18 protein-coding genes and 1 other RNA gene are annotated in these 20,154 nt (G+C 62.4%); 10 read left to right on the top strand and 9 right to left on the bottom strand.

The features are described 5' to 3' along the window. Positions 1-14: 14 nt before the first annotated feature. The 6 genes from ACFFNA_RS04500 to ACFFNA_RS04475 all read right to left on the bottom strand — a co-directional run bounded on the left by ACFFNA_RS04500 (position 15) and on the right by ACFFNA_RS04475 (position 8,533). Positions 15-1,646 carry an ABC transporter ATP-binding protein gene (locus ACFFNA_RS04500; protein ID WP_378915924.1) on the bottom strand — a complete coding sequence of 544 codons (1,632 nt, stop codon included), beginning with the start codon at positions 1,644-1,646 and terminating at the stop codon, positions 15-17. Beyond that, a complete protein-coding gene (locus tag ACFFNA_RS04495) occupies positions 1,643-2,788 on the bottom strand; it encodes an ABC transporter permease (protein ID WP_378915922.1) in 1,146 nt (381 codons plus the stop codon). The genes ACFFNA_RS04500 and ACFFNA_RS04495 overlap by 4 nt, the downstream gene beginning before the upstream one ends. Continuing rightward, positions 2,788-3,885 (bottom strand): microcin C ABC transporter permease YejB, encoded by a 1,098-nt coding sequence (locus ACFFNA_RS04490; RefSeq protein WP_111544726.1) that lies wholly within the window; start codon positions 3,883-3,885, stop codon positions 2,788-2,790. Before ACFFNA_RS04490 ends, ACFFNA_RS04495 begins: the two co-directional genes overlap by 1 nt. Before the next feature lie 30 nt (positions 3,886-3,915). After that, on the bottom strand, positions 3,916-5,784 hold the full coding sequence (locus ACFFNA_RS04485; protein WP_378915920.1) for an extracellular solute-binding protein: 1,869 nt from the start codon (positions 5,782-5,784) through the stop codon (positions 3,916-3,918). Next, positions 5,784-7,661: an extracellular solute-binding protein gene (locus ACFFNA_RS04480; RefSeq protein WP_378915918.1), complete on the bottom strand. Its 1,878-nt coding sequence runs from the start codon at positions 7,659-7,661 to the stop codon at positions 5,784-5,786. Before ACFFNA_RS04480 ends, ACFFNA_RS04485 begins: the two co-directional genes overlap by 1 nt. Before the next feature lie 170 nt (positions 7,662-7,831). After that, a complete protein-coding gene (locus tag ACFFNA_RS04475) occupies positions 7,832-8,533 on the bottom strand; it encodes a c-type cytochrome (protein ID WP_378915917.1) in 702 nt (233 codons plus the stop codon). A 192-nt stretch (positions 8,534-8,725) separates the two neighbouring features. Here ACFFNA_RS04475 and ACFFNA_RS04470 point away from each other — a divergent pair, with 192 nt between their 5' ends. Both ACFFNA_RS04470 and ACFFNA_RS04465 read left to right on the top strand, forming a co-directional pair. Next, positions 8,726-9,454, top strand: a complete 729-nt coding sequence (locus ACFFNA_RS04470) for a 3-deoxy-manno-octulosonate cytidylyltransferase (RefSeq protein ID WP_378915916.1) — start codon at positions 8,726-8,728, stop codon at positions 9,452-9,454. A 42-nt stretch (positions 9,455-9,496) separates the two neighbouring features. After that, a complete protein-coding gene (locus ACFFNA_RS04465; RefSeq protein WP_258591584.1) occupies positions 9,497-10,360 on the top strand; it encodes a prephenate dehydratase in 864 nt (287 codons plus the stop codon). Positions 10,361-10,500: 140 nt separating this feature from the next. Here the strand turns inward: ACFFNA_RS04465 and ACFFNA_RS04460 are convergent, their stop codons facing one another. Genes ACFFNA_RS04460 through ACFFNA_RS04450 form a run of 3 tightly spaced genes read right to left on the bottom strand, consistent with a single transcriptional unit; the run spans position 10,501 to position 12,245 of the window. Further along, the gene (locus ACFFNA_RS04460) at positions 10,501-10,806 is read right to left on the bottom strand and encodes a Dabb family protein (RefSeq protein ID WP_378915913.1); all 306 of its coding nucleotides are present in this window, start codon (positions 10,804-10,806) and stop codon (positions 10,501-10,503) included. A 37-nt stretch (positions 10,807-10,843) separates the two neighbouring features. Next, complete coding sequence (gene nudC / locus ACFFNA_RS04455) at positions 10,844-11,788, bottom strand: NAD(+) diphosphatase (RefSeq protein WP_378915911.1); 945 nt, start codon at positions 11,786-11,788, stop codon at positions 10,844-10,846. Between the two features lie 37 nt (positions 11,789-11,825). Beyond that, the gene (locus ACFFNA_RS04450) at positions 11,826-12,245 is read right to left on the bottom strand and encodes an HIT domain-containing protein (RefSeq protein ID WP_378915908.1); all 420 of its coding nucleotides are present in this window, start codon (positions 12,243-12,245) and stop codon (positions 11,826-11,828) included. A gap of 154 nt (positions 12,246-12,399) precedes the next feature. Between ACFFNA_RS04450 and ffs the strand changes: the two genes are divergently transcribed. The 8 genes from ffs to ACFFNA_RS04410 all read left to right on the top strand — a co-directional run bounded on the left by ffs (position 12,400) and on the right by ACFFNA_RS04410 (position 20,148). Continuing rightward, positions 12,400-12,496, top strand: an RNA gene (gene ffs, locus ACFFNA_RS04445) — signal recognition particle sRNA small type. A 105-nt stretch (positions 12,497-12,601) separates the two neighbouring features. Further along, the gene (locus tag ACFFNA_RS04440; RefSeq protein ID WP_378915905.1) at positions 12,602-14,404 is read left to right on the top strand and encodes a DNA polymerase III subunit gamma/tau; all 1,803 of its coding nucleotides are present in this window, start codon (positions 12,602-12,604) and stop codon (positions 14,402-14,404) included. 30 nt (positions 14,405-14,434) lie between these two features. Next, positions 14,435-14,758, top strand: a complete 324-nt coding sequence (locus ACFFNA_RS04435; RefSeq protein WP_111544716.1) for a YbaB/EbfC family nucleoid-associated protein — start codon at positions 14,435-14,437, stop codon at positions 14,756-14,758. Positions 14,759-14,778: 20 nt separating this feature from the next. Beyond that, positions 14,779-15,186: a hypothetical protein gene (locus tag ACFFNA_RS04430; RefSeq protein WP_111544715.1), complete on the top strand. Its 408-nt coding sequence runs from the start codon at positions 14,779-14,781 to the stop codon at positions 15,184-15,186. 131 nt (positions 15,187-15,317) lie between these two features. Further along, a complete protein-coding gene (locus tag ACFFNA_RS04425) occupies positions 15,318-16,262 on the top strand; it encodes a cell wall hydrolase (protein ID WP_378915902.1) in 945 nt (314 codons plus the stop codon). A 90-nt stretch (positions 16,263-16,352) separates the two neighbouring features. Continuing rightward, on the top strand, positions 16,353-16,958 hold the full coding sequence (gene recR / locus ACFFNA_RS04420; RefSeq protein ID WP_378915900.1) for a recombination mediator RecR: 606 nt from the start codon (positions 16,353-16,355) through the stop codon (positions 16,956-16,958). 30 nt (positions 16,959-16,988) lie between these two features. Beyond that, complete coding sequence (locus ACFFNA_RS04415; protein WP_378915897.1) at positions 16,989-18,251, top strand: lytic murein transglycosylase; 1,263 nt, start codon at positions 16,989-16,991, stop codon at positions 18,249-18,251. 253 nt (positions 18,252-18,504) lie between these two features. Beyond that, positions 18,505-20,148, top strand: a complete 1,644-nt coding sequence (locus ACFFNA_RS04410) for an ABC transporter substrate-binding protein (protein WP_378915895.1) — start codon at positions 18,505-18,507, stop codon at positions 20,146-20,148. Positions 20,149-20,154 lie beyond the last annotated feature (6 nt).

The following is a 20,154-nucleotide window of genomic DNA, read 5'->3' as shown; positions in this document are numbered from 1 at the left end:
CCTTTTTACGCAAATCACTCGCTGACGATGCCGACCGGCGCCGTCTCGATCTTGAAGGCGGCCGAGATCAGCGCCCGAGTATAGTCCGTTTGCGGATTTTCAAAAATCTGCTCGGAAGGCCCGGCTTCGACGATCCTGCCGTTGCGCATGACGATGACGTCGTTGGCCAGCGCCCGGATGACCTTGAGGTCGTGGCTGATGAACAGATAGGCAAGGTCGTGCTTGGCCTGCAGGCTGCGCAAAAGGTCGACGACCTGCGCCTGCACGCTCATGTCGAGCGCCGATGTGGGCTCGTCGAGCATGACAAAACGCGGGTTGAGCACCATGGCGCGCGCAATGGCGACACGCTGGCGCTGGCCGCCGGAAAACTCGTGCGGGTAGCGGTTGCGTGTCGCAGGGTCTAGCCCCACTTCCTTCAGCACGTCGGCGACGCGTGCGTCGCGCTGGTCGGGCGACAGCTTCGGCTCGTGGATCTTCAGGCCTTCCTCGATGATCTCGGCGATCGACATGCGCGGGCTGAGCGAGCCGAACGGGTCCTGGAAGACGATCTGCAATTCGCGCCGCAACGGCCGCATGGCGTTGAAGGAGAGCTGGTTGATATCGCGCCCGTTGAACTGGATGGCCCCGGTCGACGAGATCATCCGCGCCAGCGCCAGGCCAAGCGTCGTCTTGCCCGAGCCGGATTCGCCGACCACGCCGAGCGTCTGGCCGGCGCGCACGGTGACATCGATGCCATCGACCGCTTTCACATTGTCGATGGTGCGGCGAAAGAAGCCCTGCTTGATCGGAAACCACACCTTGATGTCCTTGCCGGTCATGACAGGCTTGGCTGCCGCGTTGGCGGCCGGCGGCTTGCCTTTCGGCTCGGCGGCCAGCAGATGGCGCGTATAGGCGTGCTGCGGGTTGGCGAAGATGTCCTTGGTCGGGCCGGTCTCGACGATCTTGCCCTTGGTCATCACGCAGACCCGGTCGGCGATCTTGCGCACGATGCCGAGATCATGGGTGATGAACAGCATCGACATGCCCTTGCGGCTCTTCAACTCCGCCAGCAGCTCAAGGATCTGCGCCTGCACGGTGACGTCGAGCGCCGTCGTCGGCTCGTCGGCGATCAGCAGTTCGGGTTCGTTGGCCAGCGCCATGGCGATCATCACGCGCTGGCGCTGGCCGCCTGACAGCTGGTGCGGATAGGCATCGAGGCGCTTTTGCGGGTCGCGGATGCCAACCTCGTTGAGCAAGGCCAACGTGCGCTCCTTGGCCGGGCGGTCGGCCATGCCCTGATGCAGCTTCAGGATCTCGACGATCTGCTGCTCGATCGTGTGCAGCGGATTGAGCGAGGTCATCGGCTCCTGGAAGATCATGGTGATCTTGTTGCCGCGCACCTGCCGCAACTGCTTCTCGCTCATGGCAAGCAGGTCGGCGCCCTGGAACAGGATCTTTCCCGAGGGGTGGCTGGCGCTGGGATAGGGCAGCAGCTTCAGCACCGACAGCGCCGACACCGATTTGCCGGAGCCGGATTCGCCGACCAGCGCCACCGTCTCGCCCTTGGCGATATCGAACGAGATGTGGTCGACGGCCAGCGACTGCTGTCCGCCCTGCGCAAAGGCGACGCTGAGGTCTTGTACGCTGAGCAGGGGGGCGCCGCTCATCTGAATGTCTTGCGCGGATCGAAGGCGTCGCGCGTCGCCTCGCCGACGAAGACCAGCAGCGACAGCATCAGCGAGATGACGATGAAGCCGGAAATGCCGAGCCACGGCGCGTTGAGATTGCGCTGCGCCTGCTTCAACAGTTCGCCGAGCGAGGCGGAGCCGGGCGGCAGGCCGAAGCCGAGATAGTCGAGCGAGGTCAGCGTCGAGATCGAGCCGCTGAGCAGGAAGGGCAGGAAGGTCAACGTCGCCACCATGGCGTTGGGCAACAGGTGCCGGAACATGATGGTGCGGTTGGGCACGCCCAGCGCTCGGGCCGCGTTGACATATTCGAAGTTGCGGGCGCGCAGGAACTCGGCCCGCACCACGCCGACCAGCGCCACCCAGGAGAACAAAAGCATCAGCCCAAGCAGGATGAAAAAGCCCGGCGGCAGGATGGCGGCGACGATGAGCAGCAGATAAAGCACCGGGATCGCCGACCAGATTTCGATGAAGCGTTGGAACAGGAGATCGGTCCAGCCACCGAAATAGCCTTGCACGGCGCCGGCCGCGACGCCGATCAGTGCCGAGCCGGCGGTCAGGATCAGGCCGAACAGCACCGAAATGCGGAAGCCGTAGATGACGCGCGCCAGCACGTCGCGCGCCTGGTCGTCTGTGCCGAGCCAGTTCCAGTTGCCGACGATGCAGGCCGGGTCGGCCGCCCCTTGCGGATACTGGCTGCAGCGCGCCTTGGCGTCATACTCCCAGGACGGCTTGGCCGGAGCGGCTTCCGGGATGGCGTTGTTGACGGTCTGATAGGAGTAGCGCACCGGCGGCCAGATCATCCAGCCATTGGCGTTGATCTCGTCCTGGATGACCGGGTCGCGATAGTCGGTAACGGCGTAGAAGCCGCCAAACTTTTCCTCGGGGTAGGCGACCAGCACCGGAAACAGGATCTCGCCCTTGTACGAGGCGATGATCGGCTTGTCGTTGGCGATGAACTCGGCAAACAGCGACAGCACGAACAGGACGAGGAAGATCCACAGCGACCAGAAGCCGCGCCGGTTGGCTTTGAAATTCTGCAGGCGGCGCTTGTTGAGCGGCGACAGCCACGGCCGCGCGATCCGCTCCGGTACCGCCTGCGTGGTCGCGGTGGCCTCCGACATCAAACGTCTCTCCGCTCGAAATCGATGCGCGGATCGACCCAGGTATAGAGCAGGTCGGACAGCAATCCGATGAACAGCCCGAGCAGCGAGAAGATGTAGAGATTGGCGAACACCACCGGATAGTCGCGCTCGACCACCGACCTGAAGCCGAGCAGGCCGAGGCCATCGAGCGAAAAGATGTTCTCGATCAGCAGCGAGCCGGTGAAGAAGGCCGAGATGAAGGCGCCCGGAAAACCGGCGATCACGATCAGCATGGCGTTGCGGAAGACGTGGCCGTAGAGCACCTGCCGTTCTGACAGGCCCTTGGCGCGCGCCGTCACCACATACTGCTTGCGGATCTCCTCCAGGAACGAGTTCTTGGTCAACAGCGTCGTGGTGGCGAAGGCCGACAGCACCAGAGCGGTCAGCGGCAGGGTCATGTGCCAGAAATAGTCGATGATCTTGCCCGACCAGGACAGCTGGTCCCAATTGTCGGAGGTGAGGCCGCGCAGCGGAAACCAGTCCCAGAACGATCCGCCGGCAAACAGCACCATCAGCATGATGCCGAACAGGAAGCCTGGAATGGCATAGCCGACAATGACGACGCCGCTCGTCCAGACGTCGAAAGGCGTGCCGTCCTTGACCGCCTTGCGGATGCCGAGCGGGATCGAGATCAGATAGGACAGAAGCGTGATCCACAGCCCGATCGAGATCGACACCGGCATTTTTTCCAGGATCAGGTCGAGCACCGAAATATCGCGGAAATAGCTGTCGCCGAAATCGAAGCGGGCATAGTTCCACAGCATCATGCCGAACCGCTCGAGCGGCGGCTTGTCGAAGCCGAACTGCTTCTCCAGCTTCTTGATGAATTCCGGATCGAGGCCCTGCGCGCCGCGATATTTCGAGCTGACATCGCCGGCAACATCGAGGTTGCCACCAACCGCGTCGCCACCGCCGCCGCCGCCGAGGCGATCGCTGCCGCCCTGGTTGGTCAGCCTGGCGATGACCTGTTCGACCGGCCCGCCGGGGGCGAACTGGATTACGGCGAAGGATATCGCCATGATGCCGAACAGGGTCGGGATCATCAACAGGATGCGGCGCAGGATATAGGCGCCCATCAGGTCTTTTGCCCTGCTTGAGCGAACATCTCAGCCTTTGCCAATTTTTGCCGCCTTGCCCTTATCGAACCACCACAGCGTCTCGACCGGAAAGCCGAAATCGGGCTTCTGCTCGAGAAAGCCGAACATGTCCCAATAGGCGACGCGGTGATTCGCCAGATAGTATGTTGGAATCCAGTCTAGCCGCGCACGCAAGACCCGGTCGAGCGCTCTGAGCGCGGTGACGAGTTCGCTTCGGCTTTGCGCCTTGCCGGCTGCCACGATCAGCGCGTCGATGGCTTTGCTCTCCGTCCCGGGATAATTGCGCTGCCCAGGCGTTTTCGCCATTCGGGAATCATAGAGCATCTCCAGGCCGTCAACAGTTGGCGTCGCCCCGATCGACCAATGCAGCACGGTAAGATCGAAGTCGAAATCGCTGTGCCGCTGTTCATACTGTGCCGAATCGACTTGCCGGATCGAGGCGTCGATCCCGATCGCCTTCATATTCTCGGACCATGGGGTGAAGATGCGAACGATGCCGTCATCCTCTGCCAGCATTTCGACCTGCAGCCGCTCACCCTTGTCGTTGACGACGAAACTGCCGGCGCGCTTCCAGCCGGCTTGCGCGAGCAATCTCGAAGCCTCGCCCAGCAGCTTGCGGTCATGGCCCGAACCGTCGGACAGAGGCTGCGCCACGGCTTCGCCAAAGACCTCCGGCGGCAACTCGGCCCGGAACGGCTCCAGCAGGGCCAATTCCCCAGATGAGGGTAGACCTTCGGCCTTATAGTCCGACCGTTCGAAGTTCGATTGCGAGCGCTCGTAAGAGCCGTAAAACAGCGCCCGCTTCATCCATTCGAAATCGAAGCATCTGGCGATCGCCCGACGCACCCGCTCGTCGCGGAATTGCGGACGACGCTGATTCAGCGCGACACCCTGCATGTCTGGCGTCTTCTCGCCAGGAAATTCCCGTTTGACGACCTTGCCGTCCTTCAGCGCCGGAAAGTCGTAACCGGTCGCCCATACCCGCGCGGTAAATTCCTCGCGAAAATGCGTGTCACCTTTCTTGAAGGCTTCAAATGCGGCCTGCCGATCAAGATAGAAGTCGATACGGATGCGGTCGAAATTGTAAAGGCCGCGGTTCACGGCGAGATCGCGGCCCCAATAGTCGGCGACGCGTTCATATTCCACGGTCTGTCCGGCTACCACTCGCCCGACTTTGTACGGTCCCGAGCCGAGCGGCGGCGTCATCGTCGAGGCATCGAAATCATTGGCCGTGTAAAAGGCCTTGGACACGATCGGCATGGATACGATCGCAAGGATGTTTTGCGCGGACTGTTCGCCGTTGAAGGTGAGATCGAGGGTGACGGGATCGGTCGCGACCGCTTCCGTCATGTAGCGCAACGCCTTGGAAAGGTTCGGATGGCCCTGGTCTTTGTAGAGTTTCAAGGCGAAGGCAACGTCTTCAGCGGTCAGCGGCGAGCCGTCATTGAACCGTGCCTGCGGTCGAAGGCTGAAGCGGAAGCCATTGCGGTCTTGCGATAAGGTAACGGACTCGGCAAGCAGGCCATAGACCGCATCCGGCTCATCGAGTGCGCTTGCCATCAGGGCGTCGAAACAGAGTTCCGTGCGCGGCGGCGAATCTCCTTTCAACACCAGGGAATTCAAGGTGTTGAAAGTCAGGAAGCTCTGATTGAGGGTGGCGTTCGGCGGTGCGAAATTCATCTGGCCGCCCTTGGGAGCGTCCGGATTGACATAGTCGAAATGCGCGAAGTCCGGCTTGTATTTCAGGTCGCCGAAGGCCGACAGGCCGTGCAGTTTTACGCCAGTCGGGATGGTGGCGAAAGCCTTGCCGGGCAGCAAGGCGGCGGCCGCGGCAGCACTGCCCAAAGCAAGGAAATCGCGGCGGGGCAGAACCGCCATCAATTGCTGCCCCTGTATTTGGCGGCCAGCGCTTTTTCCTTGTCGGGGTCGATCCACCAGGAATTCTGGTCGGCGCCGACATAGGCTGGCTGCTTCTCGGGAATGCCGAATTTGTTCCAGTAAGCCAACCAGACCACGGCTCGATAATACTGTGGCACGACGTAGTAGTTCCACAACAGCACCCGGTCGAGCGCATGGGTGGCGGCAACCAGATCATCGCGGTCGGTAGCGAAGATGATGCGGTCGACCAGATCGTCGACGACCGGATTCTTGATGCCGGCGTAATTGCGCGAGCCGGGCCGATCGGCGGCCTTCGAACTCCAAAAATCCCGTTGCTCATTTCCCGGTGATTCAGACTGACCAAGCTGCGATATTATGACGTCGAAATCGAAATTGTTGACGCGATTCACGTACTGGGTCTGGTCGATCAGGCGCAGAGTCGCATCGACGCCGATCTTGCGCAGATTGGCGATATAGGGGCTGGAGATCACCTGGTCGGTGTCGTTCCAGCCAAGGATCTCGAACTTGAACGGCTCGCCGGTCTTGGCATTGACCATCTTGCCGCCCTTGATCACCCAGCCTGCCTTGGCGAAGAGATCGACGGCCTGCTTCAGGTACTTCCGTTCTGCTTGCGGGGAATCGTAAACCGGCAGCTTGAATTCCTGGGTGAACAGTTCGGGCGGCAGCTTGTCGCGATACTTTTCCAGTATCTCCAGTTCCTTGCCTTGCGGCAATCCGCTCGACGCCAGTTCGGTGCCCTGGAAATAGCTTGATGTGCGGGTGTTGAAACCGAAGAACAGGGTTCGGTTCATGGTCTCGAAGTCGAACGGGTAGGTCAGTGCCTCGCGAACAAGGCGATCCTGGAACAGCGGACGCCTCTGGTTGAGCATGAAAGCCTGCATCGGCTCAGGCGAGGTGGTCTTGAATTCCTGCTTGATAACGTCGCCGGTTTTGACTGCCGGAAAATCATAGGCCGTTTTCCAGCGCCTCGAACTGTTTTCCGGCTTCACGTCATCCAATCCGCCCTTGGTAAAGGCGAGCCAGGCAGCATTGTCGTCCAGAATATAGGTGAAGCGCTGCGTGTCGAAATTCTCGCGGCCGATCTTCACCGGCAGCTTGGCCGCCCAGTAATCCGGCACGCGCTGCCAGATGATTTCCGAGCCCGGCTTGAAACTGGCGATCTTGTAGGCGGCCGAACCGAGCGGAATTTCCAGCGTCGGCTTGGTCACGTCGCGCTTGTTGCCGTTCGCATCGGTGCCTTCCCACCAGTGTTTCGGCAGTACGGCAAGGTCGCCGATGATCTTCGGCAGTTCCCGGTTGCCCTTCTGGTTGAAATGGAACTCGACCTCGCGGTCCGAAATCGCCACGGCATCGGTGACGTTCTCGAAATAGCGGCTGTACATCGGGCTGTTGGCCTTCAGCACCTGGAACGACCAGATGACGTCATCGACAGTAATCGGCTGGCCGTCGTGCCATTTGGCACGCGGGTCGAGCCGGTAGGTCGCCGAGGAGTAGTCGGTCGGATATTTGTAGGCGTCGGCGATCAGCGGATGGCTGGTGCTGCCTTCGTCGGTCGCCTGCTCCATCAGTGTGTCGTAGAGCAGGCCGCCGCCGAAGCCGAGCAGGCCGGCGGCCGGCGATCCCTGGACGATATAGGGGTTGAAGCTGTCATAAGTGCCGAGCACCACCGAATTCAGCGTGCCGCCCTTGGGCGCGTTCGGGTTGACGTAGTCATAGTGCTGAAAATTGTAGCCGTATTTGGACTCGCCGATCAGCGATGAGGTGGTACGCCATTCGTCGGCCTGGGTCGCTTGCAATCCCGCCGCCAGCAGGGCCGCCGCCAGCAACAACTTGAGAAGCATTCGGCCAACCGTCATGCACTATCCTCTTCGCGCTGCGTGTCCCAGATCAATCCAGCAAGGCAATCTAGATCATTTGGCGGCGGTGAAAACCGCAATGCGCGGCTTTGTCGCTGCATATGCGCCTTTCCTAACAAAAAAGCCGGGCTGAACCCGGCTTTTTCAAGATCGTCGAGGTGACAATTTGTTTATTGGGCAGGCGCCGGTGCTGGTGCGGCCGGAGCTGGCGCAGCCGGAGCCGCGGGTGCCGCCGGCTTGGCGGGAGCAGCAGCCTCAGCCGGCTTCGCCGGGGCAGCTGCATCGGCAGGCTTGGCCGGTGCGGTCGCATCGGCGGCAGCCCCTGGCGCCGGCAGCGGCTTGGGATTGTCAGACAGCGTGCGCAGATAGGCGATGACGTTGGCGCGGTCCTCGTCCTTGGGCAGGCCGGCGAAGCCCATGGCCGTGCCCTTCACGAATTTCTTCGGCGAGGTGATGAAGTGGTTGATGTTGTCGTAGGTCCACTTCTCGGTGCCGCCCTTGGAGAATTCCTTCATGCCGGCCGAATAGGCAAAGCCTTCATGCTCTGCGACCGGGCGGTCGATCAGGTCCCACAGATCGGGGCCGACCTTGTTGGGGCCGCCCTTTTCGCCGGAATGGCAGGCCTGGCATTTCTTGAACACGGCAGCGCCCGCTTCGACATTGGCGGTTGCCAGCAGGTCGGCGATCGGCTTGGCTGCGGCAGCCGGAGCGGCCGGGCCGCCTTCGGCGGGCTCGGTGGCTTCGATGGCGAAACCGGGTTTTTCCGGGGCCGGCGAGGCAAACAGCGCATCGGACACAAGACCGACCGAGAAGACCACGAAAACGGTTCCCAGCAATCCGGCGAGCAGCTTGTTGACTTCGTTGGAATCCATACGCCCCTTGCTCCCTTTTCCGGCGGACCGAACCGTCCACTCCGTCCGTCGGTATCGTGACCACCCTGCGAAGGCGGTCAAATCGGGCGGAAACTAGGTCTTTTGCTCGGGCGTTGCAACACCTATAAGGGCGCTTCCAGTGAGACCTTTTGCCACTTTTCCCTTCCCCTTTTGAGACGCCTTGCAACGCGCATGTCCACGCTGATCCTGATCCCGGCCCGCATGGCCTCGACCCGCCTGCCGGGCAAGCCGCTGGCCGACATCGCCGGCGCGCCGATGATCGTCCATGTCGCCCGCCGCGCCGCCGAGGCCGGCCTCGGCCGGGTGGTGGTGGCGACCGACACGCAAAGCGTGGCGGAAGCGGTGCGCGCGTATGGGTTCGAGGCCGTGATGACGCGCGTGGACCACGAATCCGGCTCCGATCGCATCCACGAGGCTTTGGTTGCGCTTGATCCCAGGCGCAAGGTCGAAACGATCGTCAATGTGCAAGGCGATTTGCCGACAATCGACCCGGAAATCATCGCCGCGTCGCTCAGGCCGTTCGAGGACAGTGCGGTGGATATCGCCACGCTCGGCGTCGAGATCGTCCGCGACGAGGAAAAGACCAATCCCAACGTCGTCAAGATCGTCGGTTCGCCGCTCTCCGGCACCAGGCTGAGGGCGCTCTATTTCACCCGCGCCACCGCGCCGTGGGGCGAGGGCGCGCTTTATCACCATGTCGGCCTCTATGCCTATCGCCGCGCCGCACTCGAGCGCTTCGTCGCGCTGAAGCCGTCGCCGCTCGAACGGCGCGAAAGGCTGGAACAGCTGCGGGCGCTGGAAGCCGGCATGCGCATCGACGCCGAGATCGTGCGCTCGCTGCCGCTTGGCGTCGACACGCCCGAAGACCTCGAACGCGCCAGAACCATCCTTTCACACTGAAGAATCCCTTCGAACAGAGACACTTTGAATCGAGACTTGGGCATGCCTGAAAAGACCAACAGAATATCCTTCCAGGGCGAGCCGGGCGCCAATTCCGACACCGCCAGCCGCAACGTCTATCCCTCGATGGAGCCGTTGCCGTGCCCGACCTTCGAGGATGCGTTCAACGCGGTCGAGACGGGCAAGGCCGATCTCGCCATGATCCCGATCGAGAACACCATCGCCGGGCGCGTCGCAGACATCCATCATTTGTTGCCGGAATCGAAGCTGCACATCGTCGGCGAATATTTCCTGCCGATCCACTTCCAGCTGATGGTGCTGCCCGGCGTCAAGCGCGACGAGATCAAGACCGTGCACAGCCACATCCACGCGCTTGGCCAGTGCCGCAAATACATCCGCAAGAACGGCTGGAAGGCGGTGGTCGCTGGCGATACGGCGGGTGCGGCCAAGCTGGTCTCCGAGATCAAGGATCGCACAATGGCGGCGCTGGCACCGGCGCTGGCCGCGACGCTCTATGGGCTCGACATCATCGAGGAAAATGTCGAGGACACCGATTCCAACGTCACCCGCTTTGTCGTTCTGACCAAGAACAAGCAATGGGCCGAACGCCCGTCAGCCGACACCAAGATGATGACGACCTTCATCTTCCGCGTCCGCAACGTGCCGGCCGCGCTTTACAAGGCCATGGGCGGCTTCGCCACCAACGGCATCAACATGACCAAGCTGGAGAGCTACCAGCTCGGCGCCTTCACGGCGACGCTGTTTTATGCCGACATCGAGGGCCATCCCGACGATCCGCTGGTCAAGCTGGCACTGGACGAGCTTCGTTTCTTCTCCCGCGAAGTGCGAATCCTGGGTGTCTATCCGGCCAGCGAGTCGCGCGAGCAGTGGAAGGTGGCTGACTAGGGTGTGTTGAGATTCAGGTCAGGCCGAGCCGAAAACGGTGGGATCTGAGAACCGGAGCGGAGCGTACTTTTCGTACGTGAGCACCGGAAGCGCAGGAACCCGCCGTTTGCAGGCCGGCATTACCTGAATCTCAACACACCCTAAATCACCGCGCCCAGCGGCACGTAGTCGATCTCCATGAACCCCTCGACTTCCGGCACCCAGCGGTCGCGCACGAAGGCGACGTGGTCGGGATGGTCGTTGTATCTGTTGTAGGCGGCCTGGTCGGCGAACTCCATCGAGAAGCCGAAGCGATAATCGTTCTTGGGGCTGATCTGCCGCAGCTGTTCGAAATGTGTGACACCCCTGATCGCCGACAGGATTTTCTTGGCGTCGACCAGGAACCTCTTTTCCTCCAGCGAATGTGGCGAATGCTTCAGCGTGAACACGACGGTATGACGGATCATTTTCTGCTCCTGCAATGTCTTTCAGTGTTGGCTGCCATCATTCGCTGTCGACCCAGGCGCGGATGAGGTGATGTGCAATGGCGCCTTTCGGTGGCGTGACCAGATTGCCGGGATGTTCCCGGGTCAGCATCAAACGAACCTCGTCACGGGCAAACCAGCGGCAGTCTTCAAGCTCGTTGAGGTCGGCCTGGATGTCGTCGTTGAGCGGCTCGCCGAAGCAGCCGATCATCAGCGAATAGGGAAACGGCCAGGGCTGGCTGGCGTGGTAGACGACGCGGCCAAGCCTGATGCCGGCCTCCTCCAGCGTCTCGCGGCGCACCGCGGCTTCGATCGTCTCGCCCGGCTCGATGAAACCGGCAAGGGCCGAGTACATACCCGGCCCGAAATGCCGGCCGCGCCCGAGCAGGCATTTGTCCCGCGTCGCCGTCAGCATGATCGCCACCGGGTCGGTGCGCGGAAAATGCTCGGTGCCGCAATTTGGGCAATGCCGCTTGTAGCCGCCGGCCCGCATCTGTGATTCGGCGCCGCATTTGCTGCAGAAACGATGGCTTGCATGCCAGGCGAGCAGGGCAGCACCTTGCGCCATCGCGCCGGCGGCCACCTCATCGATCAGCCCTTGCATGTAGACCGAGCGGTAGTCGATCGCCTTGATGGTCTCGGGCAAATGTTCGGCGTCGACGCCGGCTGGTATCGCCAGCACGGGTCCTTGTTCGGAAAAGCCGAGCAGGACGCCATGCGCGAAGGAAACCTTGAAGGGCTCGCTCTCGGCGGCGCCGAACCAGGGGTCGAGACCGCCACCATCGCCGAGCTTCAGATAGAGCCGGCCGCCATTCATCAACAGCAGCCGCGTCGTCGGATCGGCCAGCGCCTTGTCGACGGAATCGTCGGCGCGGTTTTCGGATTGCCGGTCGATGGTGTTGCCGGCAAAGCCGACGAACTGGCTCGGCTCGCGCAGCGGCGCGTCAAACAGGCGGAAGCTCATGCGGACTCTGATGCTTTGGGATGGACACGGGGAAGGCTTATAGCGCCGCCCTTATCGTTTCGGCAAACCGGCGCAGGTCGGAACGCTGATAGGGCTCACGCAGGCCATGTCCCCACACCGGGCCCGGCCAGCCTGGATCGCCCTCCGAACGCGCGATGACATGGATGTGCAATTGGCGCACGATGTTGCCGAGGGCACCGGTGTTGATCTTGGCGCAACCGGTCGCTTTCTTCAGCGCCTGCGCCACCATATTGGTCTCGAAGGTCAGCATTGCCTGGTCGAGCGGCGTCATGTCGTGGATTTCCTCCGCGCCCGGCCGCTGCGGCACCAGCAGCAGCCATGGCCAGCGCCGGTCGTTCATCACCCGCAATTCGCACAGCCCAAGCCACATCAATTGCTCGCTGTCCGCCTCCAGCCGGGCGTCCAGCGTGAATCCGGCCTTCAGGCCCGGCAGCATCGGCGTTTCCCTTGCTTTTCTTGGTTTCCTCAAACTCATGAACGCTAAAGCGGCAGCAACAGCGCTGCAAGCGAATCATTGATCCGCCACGGTTCGTGATGCCGATTCGCCTGCGCACTTGCATTTCATCGCCGAATTGCCGATATGGACGGTGGGAGGTTGGTGGTGGACGATCCACTCGCCAACCGGGTCAGGTCCGGAAGGAAGCAGCCCTAACGAGCCCGGAACGGGTCATTGTTCCAGCCTCCCACCTCATCGGCTCCTCTCGCGACATTGACGACGCATTGCTGCGCGGGCGAGACTATGCGCAGAAATAGGCCGCCTTCGGGCGCGGCCCTTTGGAGCTTTACGGGCGAATGAGCGAAGCCGGAAATTCGGGAACGGAAAAGGCCGCCGCCTATCGCGTGCTGGCCCGCAAGTACCGTCCTTCGAACTTCTCCGAGTTGGTCGGCCAGGAGCCGATGGTGCGCACCCTCACCAACGCCTTTGCCACCGGCCGCATTGCCCAGGCCTGGATGCTGACCGGCGTGCGCGGCGTCGGCAAGACCACGACGGCGCGCATACTCGCGCGGGCCCTGAACTATAAAACCCCGACCGTTGATCAGCCGTCGGTCGACCTTGCCGTGCTCGGCGAGCATTGCCAGGCGATCATGGAAGGCCGTCACGTCGACGTCATCGAGATGGATGCCGCCTCGCACACCGGCATCGACGACATCAGGGATATCATCGAGCGCGTGCGCTACGCACCGGTCTCGGCCCGCTACAAGGTCTATATCATCGACGAAGTGCACATGCTTTCCACACAGGCCTTCAACGGCCTGCTGAAGACGCTGGAAGAGCCGCCGCCGCACGTCAAGTTCATCTTCGCCACAACCGAAATCCGCAAGGTTCCGATCACCGTCCTGTCGCGCTGCCAGCGCTTCGACCTCAGGCGCATCGACGCCAGCGCGCTGGTCGCGCATCTCTCCTCGATCTCGGCCAAGGAAGGCATTTCGGTCGACGACGACGCGCTGGCGATGATCGCCCGCGCCGCCGAAGGCTCGGCCCGTGATTCGCTCTCCATCCTCGACCAGGCGATCGCCCATGGCGCGGGCTCCGTGAGCGCCGACGCGGTGCGGGCGATGCTGGGGCTGGCCGACCGCGCCCGCATCGTCGACCTGTTCGAACATGTGATGAAGGGCGATGTGGCCGCCGCTCTTGGGGAATTCCGCGCCCAGTACGACACTGGCGCGGATCCGGCTGCCGTGCTGACCGATCTTGCCGAGTTCAACCACCTCGTCACCCGGCTGCGCTTCGTGCCGTCGGCTGTCGACGACGCTGCGCTGTCGCAGGACGAGCGGCAACGCGGCGCGGATTTCGCCAGGACGCTGTCGGTCAGGGTGCTGTCGCGGACATGGCAGATGCTGCTTAAGGGCATCCCCGAGGTGCAGTCCTCCAACCGGCCGGTGAGCGCCGCCGAGATGGTGCTGATCCGGCTGGCGCACGCCGCCGACCTGCCGACGCTGGACGAGGCGTTGAGATCGCTTGAGGGTACAGCGCCGGTTCAAAATAGCGCGTCGCGCCCCAACGGCGCGCCCACGGGTTCCGGCAATGGTGGCGGCACCAGCGCGGTTGCACAGACCCGCATGCCATCCGGACCAGGCGGCGCACAGACCATGCGGCTGGTCGAGGCTACGCCTGCGCCCGCTGCTTTCGTCGCGCCCCCGCAACCGGTGGCGGAGACGCAGCAAGTACCGCTGAAATCGCTCGCCGACATCGTTGCCCTTGCCGACGCCCAGCGTGACATCGCCTTCAAGGTGCTGGTCAAGAGCTGTATCCGTCTTGTGCGCATCGAGCCCGGCCGCATCGACGTCGGTCTGACCGCCGATGCGCCCAAGATGCTGCTCAACGACCTGACGACGAAACTGCGCGCCTGGACCGGCCGCAGCTGGCTGGTCTCGCTGTCGAAGGAAGAGGGTGGCCAGACGCTCGCCGAAATGGAATCGACCAAGCGCGAGACCGCCTTCCTCGATGCCAAGAGCGATCCCACCGTAGCCGCCATTCTGGCGCGTTTCCCCGGCGCCAAGATCATTGACGTGCGCATTCCCGACGTGCCGGAAGCCGATTCGACCGAGGCCGAAGTGCCGGTCGAGCCGCCGGCGGACGACGACGAAACCTGACCACAGCACGAATCCGCAAAGGACCCGACCATGAAAGATCTTCTCGGCTTGATGGGCAAGGCGAAGGAAATGCAGGCCAAATTCCAGGCGATGCAGGACGAGATCGCCACGCTGGAAGCGTCCGGCCAGGCCGGCGGCGGCCTGGTCAACGTGACGCTGACTGGAAAATTCGAGATGAAGTCGCTGAAGATCGATCCGTCCCTGTTCAAGGAAGAGGATGTCGAGATCCTGGAGGACCTGGTGCTGGCCGCGCACAATGACGCCAAGACCAAGGTCGAGCAGATCATGCAGGAAAAGACCAAGGCGCTGACCGCCGGCCTGCCGATCCCGCCAGGAATGAAACTGCCCTTCTAGCATTCGATGGCACTACGCCCATGATCGAAGAGCCCTCCGAAAGACTGATCGAGCAGCGTGTCCGCAGCAGGATCTACGAGATCCTGGAAATTCTGGCCGATTGCGATGCCGGCGTCGATCTTGTCGGCATCAAGGGCTACTTCGACCTGTTCGAGGATTACGTGCATCGCCCGTCGATCGAGGCCGGCACGTCGGCGCTGTCGAAGGACGAGCGCGTGATCGTGCTGGAGATCGCCGAATTTCTGGAGGCGGCCTGCGAGACAAATCCGGACTTCACCAAGGCCGAATTCATCGAAAGCGACTGGCCGGGAAAGATCGCGCCGACGGCCAGGGACGCGCTGGCGCTGTTCCTCAGGCGCGGCCTGTTTTCGGAGAAAGTCGAAGAGGTTGAACCTGGCCAGCCGGCCGCGATGGCGGCCGGGCGATAGCCTGAATAAGCCACGCAACTGTGCCAATTTGGCAACAGCGCCTTACCAATAACGTTTTAGCCATCATTTTGCCTGAAAGTGTCTCATTCTTGCCGCAGCCTGGGGGCGGGCATCGAAATGAGGGTTACCTGTTGATTGTCACGCGATGGAAGACGCCGCTGTTGCTCGGCGCCGTCATTTCACCCTTGTTTTTGGCTGCCTGCAGCCAGACCACTTCGCACGGCATGTCCGTCGCCAGCCTGACCGACGCCATCACGCCGAGTTTCCTGAGCTCCCGGTCTTACAGCCACACGCCAAAGGACAAGGAATGCCTGGAACGGGCGATGTTCTTCGAGTCCAACCGGTCGAGTCGTGACGGCATGATCGCGGTCGGCACGGTGGTGATGAACCGACTGCGCTCCGGCAACCACGGCAGCACCATCTGCGAGGTGGTGGGCGAGCCTGGGCAGTTCGCGCCCGGCGTCATGACCCGGCGGATGAATTCGCGGGCGATGCCCGATGTCGAAGCGGCCGCCGACGCCGTGCTCAAGGGCGAGCGCAAGGCCAAGCTGAAGAACACGATGTATTTCCACACCGCCGGGCTGCGTTTCCCCTACAAGAACATGCATTACACCATGGTTGCCGGCGGCAACGCCTTCTACGAGAAGCGTGGCCGCAACTGGCAGCCGCTGCCGGACGAGCCGCAGGTCGCCATTGCCTCGGCGGCGCCCGAGAAGCCAGCCGCACCGGTGACGCCAGCCGCACCGGTGACGCTTGTCGCTTCCGCCGAGCCAGTGCGTCCGGCCAAGCCGGCAACCGCTCGGTCCGCGCCTGTCCAACAAACCTATGTGACCGCCGCGGCGGTGCCGACCGCGAAATCCATACGCGCCTCGGCGGAGCCGACGGTGGTGGCGATGCAGGAGCCGATGGAAGAACCGGATGCCGCCCGTTTTGGCGGAACTCTGGCCAAGCCGGTCATCTCCTCGGTTCCGAACGCGCCGCAAGAGGCGGCGATGGGGTTCCAGTCGACGCCTGAGAACACCGATGCCATCGGCGCGATGATCGCCAGCCAGAGCCGGCCGCTCGAAACCAACTGATCTGTATTCCATGGGTCCGCCATGACAATGTGGCGGGTCATGCGGACGCGGGATGTTCCAAAGCGCTCTGAAAAATCCTAGATCAGAGCGATGTCCAAGCGAATCGCCGGTCCCGAGATCGAACGCCTGATCCAGCTCCTGGCCAAGGTGCCGGGGCTGGGTCCCCGTTCGGCAAGGCGCGCCGCACTGCATCTGATCAAGAAGAAGGAGCAGCTGTTGTCGCCGCTCGCGGCCGCCATGGCCGAGGCGGCCGACAAGGTGCGCATCTGCTCGACCTGCGGCAATGTCGATACGGCGGACCCTTGCATGATCTGCACCGATCCGCGCCGTGACGCCGGCACCATCATCGTCGTCGAGGACGTCTCCGACCTGTGGGCGCTGGAGCGGGCGGCGGCGATGAATGTGCGCTATCACGTGCTCGGCGGCACGCTGTCACCGCTCGACGGCATAGGTCCCGACCAGCTCAACATCCGCTCGCTGATCGACCGCGTCGCCGGCGGCGAGGTCAGGGAGATCATCCTCGCCGTCAACGCGACGGTCGAGGGCCAGACCACCGCCCATTACCTCACCGATCAGCTATCCGGCTTCGACATCAAGGTGACACGCCTTGCGCATGGCGTGCCGGTCGGTGGCGAGCTCGACTATCTCGATGAAGGCACGCTGGCCGCCGCACTGCGCTCGCGGACGGCGTTTTGACGCAATTGGCGGAGAAGGATTGCTCCTGAGATGACTGCATTCCTTCGCTCCCCCCTCTATGAACTGGCCATTGCGATTTTCCTCGCAATCCTTATGGCCTTGGGCGCTTCAGCCTCCGCCTCAGCCGCAAAGATCGACGACCAATTCCGCTCCTGGCTGCAAAACGACCTGTGGCCCGAAGCCAAGGTGAAAGGCATTTCCAAGAAAACATTCGATGCCGCTTTCGATGGCATCAAGCCCAATCTGAAGCTGCCTGACCTGGTGAAGCCGGGCGAGAAGGCGACCACGCCGCAAAAACAGCACCAGGCCGAATTCGGCTCGCCCGGCGCCTATTTCGCCGAGAAGACGATTGGTGCCGTGACGGCCGGCGGCCGGGCGCGCGAGGTGGCCAATGCCAGGACTATTGCCGCCATCGAAAAGCGCTATGGCGTGCCGGGCGAAGTGCTGCTGGCGATCTGGGGCCGCGAGACCGGCTTTGGCGCGGCAAAAATGCCCTACGATGCCTTCGAGGTGCTGGGCACCAAGGCGTTCATGTCGACCAAGAAGGACTTCTTCCGCACGGAGCTTTTGGCCGCGCTGGAAATCGTCGAGCGCGGGCTGGCCCCGGTCGGCGCAATGAAATCATCCTGGGCCGGTGCGCTCGGCCAGCCGCAATTCATGCCGACCTCGTTCCTGAAACATGCCGTCGATTTCGACGGCGACGGCCGCGTCGACATCTGGAACTCGACGCCGGACGTGCTGGCCTCGATCGCCAACTATCTCGTCCACTATGGCTGGGTGAGGGGCCGAGGCTGGGGTTTCGAGGTGACCGTGCCGGAGACGGTCTCCTGTTCGCTCGAAGGCCCGGACCAGGGCAAGAAGATTTCTGAGTGGACGGCAATGGGCATCAAGCGCGTTGGCGGAAAGCCGTTTCCGGCGAGCGAGCTGAAAGCCGAAGGCTTCCTCTTGATGCCGGCCGGGCGCAGCGGGCCCGCCTTCATCGCCACACCCAATTTCTACGTGCTGAAAGAATACAACACCAGTGACCTCTACGCGCTGTTCATCGGCCATGGCGCCGATCGCATCGCCTATGGCGACAGCAATTTTGCCGGCAGTTGGGGCGCGGTCGGCGGGCTTTACCGGTCGGACATCGCCGCTTTGCAGCGGGCGCTGGAGGCCAAGGGCTATGATGTCGGCAGCGCCGACGGCCTGCCCGGCTTCAAGACCCGCCGCTCGATCGGCAAATGGCAGGCCAAGAATGGTCAGGCCGCTACCTGCTTTCCTGATGCCGGGCTGGTCGCAGTGCTGAAGTAGCTCCGATATTGGCAGATTTTTCCCGATTGGCGGCATCAATTAGCCGGCGCGTGCGTCGACTAGCCCCAGCCCATTCTGGTCCAATAAGCTGTCTTGCAAATGCTCGTTGCCGGCTTGAAAGCCGCCGGATATGGTGTTGACCAACTGGACAAAAACCACGACGGTAAGTGGGCAGAGGGCCATTGTCGGCCCCGAAAAGAATAGTGCAATTCTGAGCCGGGAACTCAGGTCAACAAAACAGGGAACAGTCACTATGATGATGGAAAAGTTTGCTCTACGCTCGCGCACCTTGCTCGCGGGTGCCGCCATGTCCGCGCTGCTTCTGGCTGGCGCGCCAGCGGGCGCGGTCACCCCCGCCGACACGCTGGTCGAAGGTTTCGCAATCGACGACATCATCTCCATGGATCCGGGCGAGGCGTTCGAACTGTCGACCGCCGAGGTCACCGGCAACACCTACGATCTGCTTGTCCGTCTCGACCTCAGCGACACCTCCAAGGTCAAGGGCGACCTCGCCGAAAGCTGGACCGTCTCCGATGATGGCTTCACCTATACCTTCAAGCTCAAGCCCGGCCTGAAATTTGCCTCGGGCAATCCGATCACCGCGGCCGACGTCGCCTATTCCTTCGAACGCGCCGTCAAGCTGGACAAGAGCCCGGCCTTCATCATCGGCCAGTTCGGCATCAGCGGCGACAACGTCACCGAAAAGGCCAGGGCCGTCGACGACACCACCTTCCAGTTCACCGTCGACAAGGGCTATGCGCCGAGCTTCGTCTTGAACTGTCTGTCGGCAACCGTCGCTTCGGTGGTCGACGCCAAGCTGGTCAAGGAACATGTCGCTGCAGTCACACCCAGCGCCGACTACAAATGGGACAACGACTTCGGCAATGCCTGGCTGAAGACCGGCTATGCCGGCTCCGGCGTCTACAAGCTGCGCGAATGGCGCGCCAACGAAGCCGTCGTCATGGAGCGCAACGACAATTACTACGGCGAAAAGGCTAAGCTGGCCCGCATCATCTATCGCAACATGAAGGAAAGCTCGGCACAGCGCCTGGCGCTTGAAGCCGGCGACATCGACGTTGCCCGCAATCTCGAGCCGAACGACCTCGACGCCATCGCCAAGAATGCCGATTTGACCACCACCAGCGCGCCGAAGGGTACGGTCTATTACATCAGCCTCAACCAGAAGAACCCGAACCTCGCCAAGCCCGAAGTGCGCCAGGCCTTCAAATACCTGGTCGACTATGATGCCTTGGGCTCGACCATCCTCAAGGGCATCGGCGAGATCCACCAGACCTTCCTGCCGAAGGGCGTGCTCGGTGAACTCGACGAGAATCCCTTCAAGCTCGACGTCGCCAAGGCCAAGGAACTGTTGGCCAAGGCCGGTATGCCGGACGGCTTCAGCGTAACCATGGACGTGCGCAGCAAACAGCCGGAGACAGGCATGGCCGAATCGATCCAGCAGACGCTCGGTCAGGCCGGCATCAAACTGGAGATCATCCCCGGCGATGGCAAACAGACGCTGACCAAATACCGCGCCCGCAATCACGACATCTATATCGGCCAGTGGGGCCAGGATTACTTCGATCCGAACTCCAATGCCCAGACCTTCGCCTCGAATCCCGACAATTCGGACGCCGGCAAGTCCCATACGCTTGCCTGGCGCAACTCCTGGGACATTCCGGACCTGACCAAGGAGACGGAAGCGGCTCTGCTCGAGAAGGATGCAGGCAAGCGCGCCGATATGTACAAGGATCTCGAGAAGAAGATCCTCGACACCAGCCCCTTCGTCATCATCCACCAGCAGCTGGAAGTGGCCGGCCTGCGCAAGAACCTCAAGGGCTTTGCACTCGGCCCGAGCTTCGACAGCAACTTCGTCGGGCCGGTTTCCAAGGAATAACGCCGA

The sequence above is a fragment of the Mesorhizobium kowhaii genome (assembly GCF_042431665.1).
GTDB classification, from domain to species: Bacteria; Pseudomonadota; Alphaproteobacteria; order Rhizobiales; family Rhizobiaceae; genus Mesorhizobium; species Mesorhizobium kowhaii.
The sequence above is the reverse complement of the archived record's forward strand: the minus strand, read 5'-3'. Positions and strand labels throughout refer to the sequence as shown.

Coding starts and splice junctions, on each gene's coding strand:
- ACFFNA_RS04500 (WP_378915924.1), bottom strand. CDS start 1,646: ATGAGCGGCGCCCCCCTGCTCAGCGTACAAGACCTCAGCGTCGCCTTT.
- ACFFNA_RS04495 (WP_378915922.1), bottom strand. CDS start 2,788: ATGTCGGAGGCCACCGCGACCACGCAGGCGGTACCGGAGCGGATCGCG.
- ACFFNA_RS04490 (WP_111544726.1), bottom strand. CDS start 3,885: ATGGGCGCCTATATCCTGCGCCGCATCCTGTTGATGATCCCGACCCTG.
- ACFFNA_RS04485 (WP_378915920.1), bottom strand. CDS start 5,784: ATGGCGGTTCTGCCCCGCCGCGATTTCCTTGCTTTGGGCAGTGCTGCC.
- ACFFNA_RS04480 (WP_378915918.1), bottom strand. CDS start 7,661: ATGACGGTTGGCCGAATGCTTCTCAAGTTGTTGCTGGCGGCGGCCCTG.
- ACFFNA_RS04475 (WP_378915917.1), bottom strand. CDS start 8,533: ATGGATTCCAACGAAGTCAACAAGCTGCTCGCCGGATTGCTGGGAACC.
- ACFFNA_RS04470 (WP_378915916.1), top strand. CDS start 8,726: ATGTCCACGCTGATCCTGATCCCGGCCCGCATGGCCTCGACCCGCCTG.
- ACFFNA_RS04465 (WP_258591584.1), top strand. CDS start 9,497: ATGCCTGAAAAGACCAACAGAATATCCTTCCAGGGCGAGCCGGGCGCC.
- ACFFNA_RS04460 (WP_378915913.1), bottom strand. CDS start 10,806: ATGATCCGTCATACCGTCGTGTTCACGCTGAAGCATTCGCCACATTCG.
- nudC (WP_378915911.1), bottom strand. CDS start 11,788: ATGAGCTTCCGCCTGTTTGACGCGCCGCTGCGCGAGCCGAGCCAGTTC.
- ACFFNA_RS04450 (WP_378915908.1), bottom strand. CDS start 12,245: ATGCTGCCGGGCCTGAAGGCCGGATTCACGCTGGACGCCCGGCTGGAG.
- ACFFNA_RS04440 (WP_378915905.1), top strand. CDS start 12,602: ATGAGCGAAGCCGGAAATTCGGGAACGGAAAAGGCCGCCGCCTATCGC.
- ACFFNA_RS04435 (WP_111544716.1), top strand. CDS start 14,435: ATGAAAGATCTTCTCGGCTTGATGGGCAAGGCGAAGGAAATGCAGGCC.
- ACFFNA_RS04430 (WP_111544715.1), top strand. CDS start 14,779: ATGATCGAAGAGCCCTCCGAAAGACTGATCGAGCAGCGTGTCCGCAGC.
- recR (WP_378915900.1), top strand. CDS start 16,353: ATGTCCAAGCGAATCGCCGGTCCCGAGATCGAACGCCTGATCCAGCTC.
- ACFFNA_RS04415 (WP_378915897.1), top strand. CDS start 16,989: ATGACTGCATTCCTTCGCTCCCCCCTCTATGAACTGGCCATTGCGATT.
- ACFFNA_RS04410 (WP_378915895.1), top strand. CDS start 18,505: ATGATGATGGAAAAGTTTGCTCTACGCTCGCGCACCTTGCTCGCGGGT.